The sequence below is a fragment of the Rhizohabitans arisaemae genome (assembly GCF_025996515.1).
In the GTDB taxonomy this organism is placed as follows: Bacteria; Actinomycetota; Actinomycetes; order Streptosporangiales; family Streptosporangiaceae; genus Rhizohabitans; species Rhizohabitans arisaemae.
Map to the genome: position 1 here is coordinate 753,782 of NZ_BLRH01000029.1, position 12,299 is coordinate 766,080.

General features: G+C 71.6%; 11 protein-coding genes. 5 read left to right on the forward strand and 6 right to left on the reverse strand.

Going from position 1 to position 12,299, the window contains the following annotated elements; translation table 11 throughout:
* Positions 1-181: 181 nt before the first annotated feature.
* From RUR_RS14935 to RUR_RS14950, 4 genes are read right to left on the reverse strand one after another with little or no spacing between them, the layout of a single operon-like run.
* A complete protein-coding gene (locus RUR_RS14935) occupies positions 182-1,396 on the reverse strand; it encodes a type III PLP-dependent enzyme (RefSeq protein ID WP_283135622.1) in 1,215 nt (404 codons plus the stop codon).
* The gene (locus RUR_RS14940) at positions 1,393-3,039 is read right to left on the reverse strand and encodes an IucA/IucC family protein (protein ID WP_283135623.1); all 1,647 of its coding nucleotides are present in this window, start codon (positions 3,037-3,039) and stop codon (positions 1,393-1,395) included. The genes RUR_RS14935 and RUR_RS14940 overlap by 4 nt, the downstream gene beginning before the upstream one ends.
* 2 nt (positions 3,040-3,041) lie before the next feature.
* Positions 3,042-4,685 (reverse strand): IucA/IucC family protein, encoded by a 1,644-nt coding sequence (locus RUR_RS14945; RefSeq protein ID WP_283135624.1) that lies wholly within the window; start codon positions 4,683-4,685, stop codon positions 3,042-3,044.
* Positions 4,682-5,866, reverse strand: coding sequence for an ATP-grasp domain-containing protein (locus RUR_RS14950; RefSeq protein ID WP_283135625.1), 1,185 nt, complete (start codon positions 5,864-5,866; stop codon positions 4,682-4,684). Before RUR_RS14950 ends, RUR_RS14945 begins: the two co-directional genes overlap by 4 nt.
* 157 nt (positions 5,867-6,023) lie before the next feature.
* Between RUR_RS14950 and nudC the strand changes: the two genes are divergently transcribed.
* Positions 6,024-6,932: an NAD(+) diphosphatase gene (nudC, locus tag RUR_RS14955; protein WP_283135626.1), complete on the forward strand. Its 909-nt coding sequence runs from the start codon at positions 6,024-6,026 to the stop codon at positions 6,930-6,932.
* A 67-nt stretch (positions 6,933-6,999) separates the two neighbouring features.
* Here the strand turns inward: nudC and RUR_RS14960 are convergent, their stop codons facing one another.
* Positions 7,000-7,254, reverse strand: coding sequence for a mycoredoxin (locus RUR_RS14960; protein ID WP_283135627.1), 255 nt, complete (start codon positions 7,252-7,254; stop codon positions 7,000-7,002).
* 55 nt (positions 7,255-7,309) lie between these two features.
* Complete coding sequence (locus RUR_RS14965; RefSeq protein ID WP_283135628.1) at positions 7,310-8,245, reverse strand: alpha/beta hydrolase; 936 nt, start codon at positions 8,243-8,245, stop codon at positions 7,310-7,312.
* Positions 8,246-8,395: 150 nt separating this feature from the next.
* On the opposite strand from RUR_RS14965, the gene RUR_RS14970 reads away from it, so the two are divergent.
* The 4 genes from RUR_RS14970 (at position 8,396) to RUR_RS14985 (ending at position 12,194) form a co-directional block, all read left to right on the forward strand.
* The gene (locus RUR_RS14970) at positions 8,396-10,504 is read left to right on the forward strand and encodes an ATP-dependent DNA helicase UvrD2 (protein ID WP_283135629.1); all 2,109 of its coding nucleotides are present in this window, start codon (positions 8,396-8,398) and stop codon (positions 10,502-10,504) included.
* A 17-nt stretch (positions 10,505-10,521) separates the two neighbouring features.
* Entirely contained in the window at positions 10,522-11,403 is an 882-nt protein-coding gene (locus tag RUR_RS14975; RefSeq protein ID WP_283135630.1) for an acyl-CoA thioesterase, read from the forward strand.
* A 110-nt stretch (positions 11,404-11,513) separates the two neighbouring features.
* A complete protein-coding gene (locus RUR_RS14980) occupies positions 11,514-11,804 on the forward strand; it encodes a hypothetical protein (protein WP_283135631.1) in 291 nt (96 codons plus the stop codon).
* 120 nt (positions 11,805-11,924) lie between these two features.
* Positions 11,925-12,194, forward strand: coding sequence for a WhiB family transcriptional regulator (locus tag RUR_RS14985; protein WP_283135632.1), 270 nt, complete (start codon positions 11,925-11,927; stop codon positions 12,192-12,194).
* Positions 12,195-12,299 lie beyond the last annotated feature (105 nt).

Consider the following 12,299-nt stretch of genomic DNA (forward strand, 5'->3'; position numbering starts at 1 on the left):
TGCGATACCCCGTTAAGAGAACTCACGCTTACAAGAACAGTATTTTTCAACATAGACCGCAGTCGGTTCGCGCCGGACAGAGAACGTCCGGCGCGAACCGCCGCGCGCATTCTCGCGCCGCCAAGAACGCGGCGCGAGAAGTGCGGACGTAGCGCCTTGGGCACCTAAGATCCAGCCGCACTTACAACCATGACTCCTCTGTCATGTAGTGGACCGAGGGCTTGGGGTGCATGAGGAAGTCGTGGTGGGAGATGTTCCACGCGTAGGCGCCCGCCATGGCGAAGGCGACGACGTCCCCCACGGCGAGCCGGTCCACGGGGACGTCGCGGGCGAGGACGTCCTTCGGCGTGCACAACTGCCCGGCCACGGTCACCGTCGAGCCGTGGGCGGCCGGGGCGCCCGGGTGGGGTTCGGCGCCGGGGAAGACGACGAACGGCTGGCTGTGTCCCTTGGCGGCCGGGGTCCGCAGGTGGTGGGTGCCGCCGGACACGATCGCGAAGAGTTCGCCGTGGACCCGTTTGACGTCCAGGACCCGGGCGAGGTACCAGCCGCAGTACGCGGTGACGGCCCGGCCGGGCTCGACCCGGAGCGTCTCCCCCGGAAGACGGGAGGCGGCGAGCCCTTGGCCGTACGCCGTCCAGTCGAAGCGCCGGCCGGGCTCGTCGTGGTCGTGGGTGTAGTCGACCGCCATCCCGCCGCCGAGGTTGATCTCCGGCTCGGGCACGCCGTGGGCCGCGCACCAGGGCCGGGCCCAGTCCAGGACGGATCGCGCCACCGACAGCAGGGCGTCGGCGTCCAAGCCGCTGGCGAGATGGGCGTGGATGCCCCGCAGCCGCAGCCCCGGCGCTTCGCGGAGGAGGCCGGCGCAGACCTCCAGATCCACCGGGTCCATCCCGAACGGGGTCGCACCGCCGCCCATCGCGAGGACGGCCCCGGGGATCGGGACGGTCAGGTTGGCGCGCAGCAGCACGTTCACCGGACGGTCGCCGGGGCCGTTCCGGGCCAGTTCGGCGAGACGGCGCAGCTCGTGCACGCTCTCCACGTGGATCCGCTCCACCCCCAGGCGGAGGGCGAGGGCGAGTTCGCCGTCGGTCTTGCCGGGCCCGCCGAACGCGAGCCGGGCGCCGGGCACCGCCTCGTGCACATGGGCGAGTTCGCCGCCCGAGGCGACCTCGAAGCCGTCCACATGGTCGGCGAGCACCCGGAGCAGGGCGGGGTCGGGGTTGGCCTTGGCCGCGTAGAACAGCTCGACGCCGGGGAGGGCAGCCCGGATCGCGGCGGCGTGCCCGGCGAGCCCGTACAGGTCGTAGACGTAGGCGGGCAGGCTGATCGGGGCCGGGTGGGGGGAGGCGAGCAGCCGGGAGATCGACCGCAGTTCCCGGCTGAACGGCTTCATCGGGCGCTCCGCAGGGCCGTGGCGTCGTGGTCGCCGAGGTGGAAGGGGTTGGCGACGGGGACGTACCCGGCGGCGCGGTCGGCGGAGCGGGCCCAGCGGACCACGAGGTTCGCCTTGGCGGGGAGCGGCTCGCCGGTGAGCAGCGCGGTCAGCCGGTCGTGCCGGTCGTGCCGGTCGGCGTACCGGGCGAGCCGGTCGCGGGCGATCGCCCACAGCCGGCGGTGGAGGTCGGCGCCGTCCGCCGCCTGCGGCCCCGCGAGGGTCGCGGCGATCTCGGCCAGATGGTTGACGATCAGGCAGTAGACGACCCGCGACCAGCCCCGGTCGGCGTCGTAGGTGAGCGGTCCGGCCACGCCGTCCGGGAGCCCGGTGAGGTCGTGGCGGCCGGCGACCAGTTTGGTGCCCTCCATGTCGCGGAAGACCGCTTCGACGGGGAACCCCTCGGGGTCGATCCCGATGAGCACGTTCTGCAGGTGGGGTTCGAGGACGACGCCGTGGACGAGGTACGCGTCGAACACCGGCGGGGCCACCCGGTCGAGGTAGGCCGCCCACCAGGCGAGCGGGTCGCCGCAGGCGGCGGCCAGCGCGGCGGCGCTCCGGTCCCCCGGGGCGGCGACGGACCCGGCGAGCAGCGGGGTCACCCCCGGGCCGACGACCTGCCACGGATCCTGCCGGACGATCACCCCGAGACCCTCCAGGAGTCTGAGCCCGAGGTCGGCGGAGCGGTAGCCGGGCTCGGCGAGCCACCGGGTGCCGGGGTGGTCGCGGGCGACGGACTCCAAGACCGGACCGAGTCTGCGGCTGAGTTCGACCGCGCCCGCCAGCTCGTACCAGGAGTTCTTCCGGACGCAGTTGGTGATCCGCACGTCGAGGCTGAACTTCAGGCAGACCCGGCCGCCGGGGTCGTAGACGGTCCGCACCGAGGAGGTGGGGTGGACGGGGCCGTGGCCGTACCCGAGGTCGATCAGACGTCCGTCCGCCAGCGGTTCCGCGAGCTCGTCGTGGAGGAGCTCCAGCTGCCAGGGGTGGACGGGGAGGGGCAGATACCCCTCGGGGGCGGCCGGTCCGAGCCGGTCCAGGGCGGAGGCGTCGCCCGCGGAGGCGGCCAGCTCCCGCCGTACCGCCACGAAACGCAGCGGGAACCGGGCGAAGCTCTCCGGCGCGTACCGCAGCCAGCCGGGGCCGCCCGGCGCCTTCGGGCTCGGATGGCAGGGGTGGCCGAGGACGAGCGACTGCTCGGAGGCGAGCCACGGATCCTCGGGCGGGACGGCCCGCTCCCGGGCGTGCAGCAGCGCGGCGACGGCGTCCCGGCTTTCGGCCACCTGCCGGGCGAACTCCCCGTTGGCCGTCCCGGTCCGCCGGGTCATCTCGGTCTCGGTCAGCTCCGCGAGCCGGTCTACGGTGAGCCGCCGCCAGGTCCCTCCGCACAGCTCCTGCGCCGCACCGTCGAACCGCAGGGCGATCCCGCCGTGGGAGCGGACCCGGAGCAGGTGGTCGGCGACGCGGAGGAAGAGGTACGGCTCGGCGGGCCAGACCTCCTCGCGGGGCGCGGCGACCTCACGGATGAGGCAGCGCAGGAGCGCGTGGACGGCCGCGAGCTCGGCGGTGTCGGCGGGGGAGCTCTGGCGAAGGGAGGCGAGCATGCTTAAGCGGGCTTCCTTTCTCGGAAGGCGCGAAGGTAGTTGGGTCCTGAGGTCCCGTAGAACTTGTTGACGTCCCGGGCGCCGCTACGCGTCTTGTCGACCAGCGTCCCGGCGATCACCATCGATTTGCCGACCAGCCGGGCGGCGTCGAGGGTACGGGCGCGCAGCAGCCGGGCCAGCGGATGGGATCCGTGCTCGTCGAGGGCTTCGGCGAGCCGCCGCCGGAGCAGGTGCCCGGCCGTGTCCACGGCGAGCAGACCGGTCTGCGCGGCGCCGAAGACGACCGCCGCGCAGGCGAGGTGAAGCGTGATCGTCACGAACACGTCGGCGAGGGAGTGCGGGTCGTCGGTGAGCATCCGCCGGTCGGTGAACCGCGGGGCGGGAAGGCCCGCGCCGCGGAGCGTCTCGGGGGAGGCGAGCAGTCCGTCGTTGTCCTTGACGAGCAGCTTGAGCGGCCCGTCCCCGAGGATCATGGCGAGGTTCTGCTGGTGGGCTTCGAGGGCCACGCCGTACGCCACGAAGAGCCGGACGTTCCAGCGGAGCAGGACGCCCAGGTATTCGTCGAGCAGCGCGACCGGGTCGCCCCCGCCGTGCCGGCCGGCCGTCTCGGCGAGGACCGTGGCGCCGCCCGGCGCGGGGGCGAGCAGCGAGGCGACCGAGACGATCTCCGCCGCCGGGCCGACCTCGGGCAGCCGCCGGAGCATCCAGGCGGCGTACTCGTGGCCGGTGTGCCGATGGGTCTGCTCGTCCGCGACGAGGATCCGCGCCCCGGGTTCGCGGGCGAGGATCCGCCGGAGCAGCCCTTCGGCGCGGGCGCCGTCGTCGAGGGTGCCGGGTTTGATGGAGCGCCGGTTGCGCAGGCCGAGGGTGCTGGTGGCGAGCGGCAGTTTGAGGTGGCTGCCCGGGTCGTCCCGGACGGCCACGGTCCGCATGGACAGGGTCGGGACGACCGGCAGGTACGGCGTGTGCCCGAGGACGGCGCCGAGTTCGGTGAGCGGGAGGTGGGGCACGGTCAGCGGGTGTACCGGGTAGAGGGTGTGGCCGGTTTCGAACGCGGGGGGCAGCCCGACGTCGCCCGGCCCCGGCCACCAGGACGGCAGGCCGGCGGGCGCCGGCTGGGGGACGGCGATCCAGCGGAGCGGGAAGACCGGGTGGAACTCCGGCGCGTACGCCAGCAGCTCGGCCTGGCTGAGCCCGAGCCTGCACCGTCCGGTGGGGTAGACCGGGTGGTCGGTGTAGGCGGCGAGGGTGTCGTAGTAGAGCGCGCCGGCCGGGCCGTGCCGGTCGGCCGGGCGGAGGCGGTCCAGGGTTTGCCGGTGGTGGGCGTCGTGGAGGGCGATCGTGGCCAGGGTTTCCTCGCATTCCCGGCGGAACGCCGCGACCCCGTCGCGGTCGGCGGGGTCGGCGAGACGGTCGAGGGCGCCGAGCACCTCCGCCACGGTGAGGCCGTGGGCGGCCCGGGCGACGGTGAAGTCCTGGAAGAGGCCGCCGGGGGTGAGGGGGACCCGCCGTCCGGTGGGCAGGTGGAGTGCGACGCCTTCCTTGCTCCGGTGGACCAGGTGGGAGAAGCCCGCGTAGTCCTCGCGGAGCAGCGTGTCCAGGATCCGGGCGGCGAGCCGGCCGTCCCGGTCGCCGGGGGCGGTCATTCGATGGTCCAGGGGTTGGCGTCCCGGAATCCGGCGACGGCTGCGTCGGTCGCCGCTTGATCGGGACCGATCGCACGAATGATCCCGAGATAGTCACGGTTTGTGCGATTTATCGTGATCTGGTCGCCAGGGGCGCGCAGGGGGCGATGCCACAGCCGGACGTCCCCCGCCGGTGAGCGCGCGTCCGCGACCGGCGGCGGCGCCGCGACGACCGTCCCGGGCCGGCTTGCCACGACGCTCTCCACCACCGCGTGCCCGCGGGGCGCGGGCGGCCCCTCGGCGGGGAGCGGCTCGCCCAGGTAGAGCCGGAGGTCCCGCTCGAACACCGAAAGGCCCAGCAGGTCGCCGAGGAGGAAATCGCAGTGGTCGCCGATCATCCGGTAGTTCACCTCGACGATCCGGGGGCCGGCGCCGGTCATCGCGTACTCGGTGTGGCAGGCGCCGAAGCCGACGCCGAGCGCCCGGAGCGCCGCCAGCACGTGCTCCTGCGGTTCCTCGTTCCGCCAGTCCAGCCGCTCCTCGATGAAGTGGGGCGGTGGGCTGAGGGTGGTCCGGAACCCGCCGAGGGCCCACATGGTCCGGCCGTCGCCCAGCGTCTCCAGCGTGTGCAGCTCCCCGGGGAGGTACTCCTCCACCACGAGGGCGTCCGCCGGCCGCCGGGCCCTGATCGCGGTGACGGCGGCCCGGAGTTCGTCGTCCCCGCCGACCAGCAGGACGTCCTCGCTCGCCACCCCCTCGCGCGGTTTGACCACCGCGGGGTAGGGACCGGGGTAGGTGACCGGATCGTCCGGCGCCAGCCGTACCGCATGCACCGATTCGACCCCGGCAGCCGCGAGCCGGCGCCGGGTGAGCGCCTTGTTCTTACAGGTTGTCGCGGCCCGCCAGTCCTTGCCGGGCAGCCCGAGGTACTCGGCGGCGAGCGCGGTCGGCGCCTGGAGGTGGTCGGAGTTGGTGAAGACGGCGTCGGCCGGATGGTGGTGGGCGATCACATCGATGACCGCCCGAAAGTCCCGGGGCCGGCAGGACAGCACCTCGACGTCGCCGAAGAGGTCGTACGCTGTCATATGCGCCCATGGCTGATCGGTGAGGACCGTCACCTGACATCCCAGTGCGCGGGCCGCGGGGATGAAGCCGTCGGTGACCGAGTCGGTGGGGTTGAGCGCGGTGATGTACAGCCGCAACGCGAGTCAACTTCCTGATGAGGTAAGGCTAACCTAACCCTAGACATCTTAGCCGCTTAACGATCACCGTGCGGGACGACGGGACAATGACCGTGGCATCGGCTGGTGGGAATGTCGCGCTAGGGTGCCCTGGGTGGGGAAACGGGAAGGGGCGGAAGTGGAGTTCGATCTGGAGGAGAGCCTGCTGGGACCGCTTCTCCTGTCGCGATCGACGGTGAACCGCTCAAGCGCGCTCCGCGCCGACACGACCTGGCTGGAAAGAGTGTGGCGCGACCCGCGCACCCGCGTCGTCCCCATCGAGAACGGGCGGACGCTGGTACGGCGGAACGCCGGCTCGACCGCCCTGGTGCTCCTCACGCCCGAGCAGGCCCCCGAGGGTGAGCGCTACCTCCTCGGCGTCGACGACGACGGCACCGCCTACTACGCGGTCAGCGCACCGCTCAGCCCTGTGGACGACGCCGAACCGGCCGACCTGCGGCAGGTCGGCGCGCTCCTCGGCGACCGCGACGCCGGACTCCTCGTCTACGCCGTGGCGCTGGAGGCCTGGCACGCCACCCACGAGTACTGCCCGCGCTGCGGCAGCCGTACCGAGGTCGGCCTGGAGGGGCACACCCGGATCTGCCCCCGGGACGACAGTCAGCACTTCCCCCGGATCGACCCCGCGGTGATCATGCTGATCCACGACGCCGACGACCGCTGCCTGCTCGCCCGGGGACGGGGCTGGCCCGAGCGGCGCTTCTCCATCCTCGCCGGGTTCGTCGAGCCGGGCGAATCCCTCGAACAGGCGGTGATCAGGGAGGTCGCCGAGGAGGTCGGCGTCGCCGTCACCGCCCCGCAGTACCTCGGCAGCCAGCCCTGGCCCTTCCCGCGGAGCCTGATGCTGGGCTTCTTCGCCCGAGCCGTCTCCACCGAGCTGAACTGCGACCCGGCCGAGATCGCCGAAGCCCGCTGGGTAAGCCGGGCCGACCTGAAAGCCCAGGTGGGGAACGGGGAGATCATCCTTCCCGGCGAACTCTCCATCGCCCACCGGCTCATCGAGAGGTGGTACGGCGAGCGGCTCCCATGACGAACCCCACCCGGCGCTTGGCGGAGTGGGGTTCACGGCGGTGACCCGTCAGGCGGGTGGGGTCGCGCTATGCCAGCGCCGCCAGATGTGCCTTGACCTGCGCCACGGACGGGTTGGTCAGCGCGGTCCCATCGGACAGGAGAACGGTGGGGACCACCTGGTTGCCGTTGTTCACGCTCATGACGAAGGCCGCGGCTTCAGGGTGGCGCTCGATGTCGATCTCGCGGTAGGCGATGCCCTCCCTGGTCAGCTGGCTCTTCAGCCGCTTGCAGGGGCCACACCACGTGGTGGAGTACACCGTGAGCTCAGCGGGTTTCGTCATGTGTTCCTCCGATTCCGACGACTGCCATCCTGTGACAACACACAGCGAGCGGACGCTATTTCTTCGTGTCGGACTTACCTTTTCCACCGGCGGGCGGGCTCGGGAACCGGGTCTTCAGCCAGGCTGCGATCTTGTCGACCTCGCCGGAGCTGTACAGGGGTGCGTGCTTGTCCCCGGGGAGGACCCGCAGGGTCACCGGCACGCCGAACGCCTTGAGCTTGAGGGCGAGCTGCTCACCGTGGGTGGGCGGGACGAACTCCTCCGCCGAGTAGACCAGGTAGTGGGCGGCGTCCCCGGCGCTCACCTGCTGGGGGATCTCCATGTCGTTCCAGACCTCGGGGCAGGCGTCCGGCGGACAGCCCCCGGCGAGCAGCTCGGCGGAGACGCGGAGCTTGAACGTCTCGTCGTCCACGAGCGACTCGCCGTCGTCGTAGGCGGTGATCGGGGACATGATCCCGGAGACCGACGCCACTCCGCGCAGCTTGGCGGCGCCGTTGCCGTAGGTGCCCGCGGCCGCGGCGATGTGGCCGCCGGCCGAGACGCCGAGGACGGCGATCTGGTCGGGGTTGAGGTTGAACTTGGCGGCGTTGGTCCGGGCCCAGGAGATCGCGGCCAGCACGTCGTCGCGCTGGGCCGGCCACGAGGCCTCGCCGGACAGCCGGTAGTTGACGTTGTAGACGACCCAGCCGTTCTTGACCAAGGAGCGGGCGGCGGTCTCCAGCGAGGACTTGTCCCCGCCCGACCACCAGCCGCCGTGCACCAGGACCACGCCCGGCTGCTTGACGGTGCTCTTCCGCCAGTAGACATCCGTCTGCTGAGCGGGGTTGGATCCGTAGCCGAAACTCTTCTTCTCGGTGGTCACCGGCGCCGGGGCGGAAGACTTGGGTTTGGGCGGAGCCGAGACGACGGTCCGGCTCGCCGCCGCCTGCGTCCCCCCGATCAGCACCAAACCGGTTGTCAATGCCGTGGCCAGGCCAATGCCGCGCCGCATTACACGGTCCTCTCAGTGGACAGACAGTAAGCAGCCATTCTGATGGACAAACGCAGCGTAGCCCACCCCACGCGCCTACCTGTGTCTCACTCGTATCATGTGACCCGTTGTCAACCCCCGTGGCGGGCCGTGCGGTGGGAGGATGGGCGGATGCAAGCCGACGACGTCCTGGGCAGTCTCGATCCGGAGCAGCGCGCGGTCGCCGAATCAGTCCGCGGACCCGTCTGCGTGCTGGCCGGCGCGGGGACCGGCAAGACCCGCGCCATCACCCATCGGATCGCGCACGCGGTGCGCACCGGCGTCGTCGAGCCCGGGAGCGTGCTCGCCGTGACCTTCACGACCCGGGCGGCGGGGGAGTTGCGCCAGCGGCTTCGCACCCTCGGCGCGCCCGGCGTGCAGGCCAAGACGTTCCACGCGGCGGCGCTCCGTCAGCTCACCTACTTCTGGCCGAAGGTGATCGGCGGCGACACACCCAAGATCATCGAATCCAAGATCCCTCTCTTGGTGGACGCGTGCCGCCTGGTCAGACGGGCCCCGGACAGCGGCGAGCTCCGCGACGTCGCCGCCGAGATCGAGTGGGCGAAGGTCTCCCAGATCGGCCCGGAGGAGTACGCCGCCCAGGCCGCCAAACACCGCCGTGCCCCGTCGGTCGAGGTGACCGAGCTGGTCCGGCTCTACGACGCCTACGAGCGGCTCCGCCGGGAACGGCACCTGCTCGACTTCGAGACGATCCTGGAGCTGACCGCCGCGATCCTCACCGAGCACCGCGAGGTGGCCGCCGAGGTCAGGCAGCGGTACCGCTACTTCACGGTGGACGAGTACCAGGACGTCAACCCGCTGCAGAAGCTGCTCCTGGACACCTGGCTGGGCGGGCGGGACGACCTCTGCGTGGTCGGGGACCCCAATCAGACGATCTACTCGTTCACCGGCGCCACCCCGCACTACCTGACCGCCTTCCCGGTCGAGCATCCCGGTGCCGTCGTGGTCAACCTGGTGCGGACCTACCGCTCCACCCCGCAGGTGGTGGAGCTGGCCAACCAGGTCATCGGCCGGGCCGCCGGGCCCGTCCGCGCCCGGCGCCCGGCGCTCGTCGCGCAGCGCCCCGACGGCCCGAAGCCGATCATGAAGGAGTACGCCGACGAGCCGGCCGAGGCCGCGGGCGTCGCCGGCCGGGTCCGCGAACTGCTCGCCGCGGGCACCCCCGCCCGCGAGATCGCGGTGCTCTACCGGATCAACGCCCAGTCCGAGGCGTACGAGCAGGCGTTCACCGCCGAGGGCATCCCCTACCTGGTCCGGGGCGCGGAGCGGTTCTTCGAGCGGCCCGAGGTCCGCAAGGCCGTGGTCCTGCTCCGCGGGGCCGCCCGCGCCGCCGACCCCGCCGACCCGCTCGTCCCGGTCGTCCGCCACATCCTGCACGGCGTCGGCCTCACCCCCGAGCCACCCGGGCCCGGCGTCGCCCGCGAGCGGTGGGAGTCGCTCAACGCCCTGGCCGAGCTGGCCCAAAGCCTCGAGGGCGGCGGCACGACCCTGCCCGGCTTCGTGGCCGAACTGGAGCGGCGGGCCGCCGAGCAGCACGCCCCGCCCATCGAGGGCGTGACCCTGGCCAGCCTGCACGCCGCCAAGGGCCTGGAGTGGGACGCGGTCTTCCTCGTCGGCCTCGCCGACGGGACGCTCCCCATCGTCTACGCCGAGACCCCCGACCAGCTTGAGGAGGAGCGCCGGCTGCTCTACGTCGGCATCACCCGGGCCAGGGAGCACCTCCACCTCTCCTGGGCTCTCTCCCGGGCCCCGGGCGGTCGGCGGTCCCGGCGCGCCTGCCGCTTCCTCACCGGGCTCACCGGCGGCGCGGACGACGACCGCGGCGCGGAACGCGGAGCCGGTACGGCCAAGGCGGCGCGCCCGGCGCCCGCGACGGTGCGCTGCCGCGTCTGCGGACGGTCCCTGGCCGCGGCGGCCGAGCAGAAGCTCGGGCGGTGCACCGGCTGCCCGTCCCACTACGACGAGGAGCTCCTGGAGAGCCTGCGGGCCTGGCGGCGGGTCGCCGCCGAGCAGGCCAAAATACCGCCTTACGTGGTTTTCACCGACCTCACCCTCCAGGCGATCGCCGAGCGCGTACCGGCGTCGGAACGGGACCTGCTGGCGATCGCCGGGGTGGGACGGGTCAAACTGGAGCGGTACGGCGCCGCGGTGCTCCAGATCCTGCGCGAGCACGGGACGGCCAACCGGATGGGCGGCGGTCACCCCCGACAAGTGCCCTAAGGGTTGAATGAGGACGGATGAACGAAGCACTGAAGAACCTGCTCGACCTCCTCGATCTCGAACAGATCGAACTCGACATCTTCCGCGGCCGGAGCCCCAAGGAGCGGATCCAGCGGGTCTTCGGCGGACAGGTGGCCGCGCAAGCCCTCGTCGCCGCGGCCCGTACCGTCCCCTCGGACAGGTTCGTCCACTCGCTGCACGCCTACTTCATCCGCCCCGGCGACCCCTCGATACCGATCGTCTACAACGTCGACCGCGTGCGGGACGGCCGGTCCTTCACCACCCGCCGCGTCGTCGGGGTCCAGCACGGCAAGGCCATCTTCACGATGTCGGCCTCCTTCCACCACGCCGAGGCGGGGATCGAGCACCAGGCGGCCGTCATGCCGGTCGTGCCCGGCCCCGAGAACCTGCCGGAGTTCCACGAGCAGGCGCGCGGCATCATCGGCGACAACCCGCTCTGGGAGCAGTGGTTCACCCAGCCCCGGCCGTTCGACTCCCGGTACGTCACCCCGCTCACCTGGGAGGCGCGCAGAGACCCGGCCCTGCGCGGCGCGGAGACCCGGGTCTGGCTCCGCACCGAGGGCCGGCTCCCCGACGATCCGGTGCTCCACGTCGTGCTCATGGCCTACGCCTCCGACTTCACCCTGGTGGACACCGTCCTGCTCGCCCACGGCCTGGCCTGGGGGGAGTCGGAACTGATCGGCGCCTCCCTGGACCACGCGATGTGGTTCCACCGCCCGTTCCGCGCCGACGAGTGGCTTCTCTACGCCCAGGAGTCCCCGATCTCGACGGGGGCGCGCGGGCTCGCGCGGGGACAGGTGTTCACGGAGACCGGCGAACTCGCGGTCTCGGTGGTCCAGGAGGCTATGATCCGGGTTCGCGATGAACCGCGCGTGTGACAGAAATCGCAGGTAGAAAATAGGTTGTGCGCAGTTTAGTCTGTCCGTAGGGTCTTGTTCAGCTCAGTGATAGAGCGCCCGTGTGCCATGGAGAGGGAGGTGAGTTCCACGTGAAGACGATAGAAGCGAATTTCATGCTGGGACTGCTCCCTGTGCGCGGCGGAGACGTGCCACACGTTTCCGGCGATCTTGGCAGTCCTCGGGGAATCGGCGATCTCGTCGTCTCGGCGAGCGCCCCGGCCTATCCCTTGGGCAAACTCCCCGAGCCCGAGACCGCCCGCATCAGCGGTGCCGTCCGGCTGGGCTCCGTCCTGCCGATTAACGACGCCCAGCAGGCCATGCACGCCGCCATGCGCGGCACGTGGGGTCCGCAACCCTGGAGGCTACCGGTCAGCCGTTGACCGGCCCGCCTTCAGGCCGCGGATCCTCCCAGGATCCGCGGCCTTCTTGTTTCATTCGCCGCGATCCACTCCGCTACCCCCAAGACCAGAAGTGTCAAACCCAACAGAGAGGTGACGCAGATGGCGGCCCCGGCGATCGACCTGGTCGAAGTTGCCGAGATTATCCCCTGTCGTCGAGACCCCGACCTTTGGTTCGCAGAGTCCCCGGAAGAGGTGGAGTTCGCGAAGGCGCTCTGCGGGAGCTGCCCGATCCGGCGCACCTGCCTCGCGCTCGCGCTTGAGCGGGCCGAGCCCTGGGGCGTCTGGGGCGGCGAGCTCATCCTCCGCGGGGTGATCGTGCCGAGGAAGCGGCCCAGGGGACGTCCCCGGAAGACCGACGTCGCAGCTTAGATCAGGTCAGAACCCCGACCAGAAGATTGGACACCTCACAATGAGCAACTTCCCCGCGAACGGATTCCACGAAGTGTTGTTTATTCATGAAGAACTCGCCCGAAG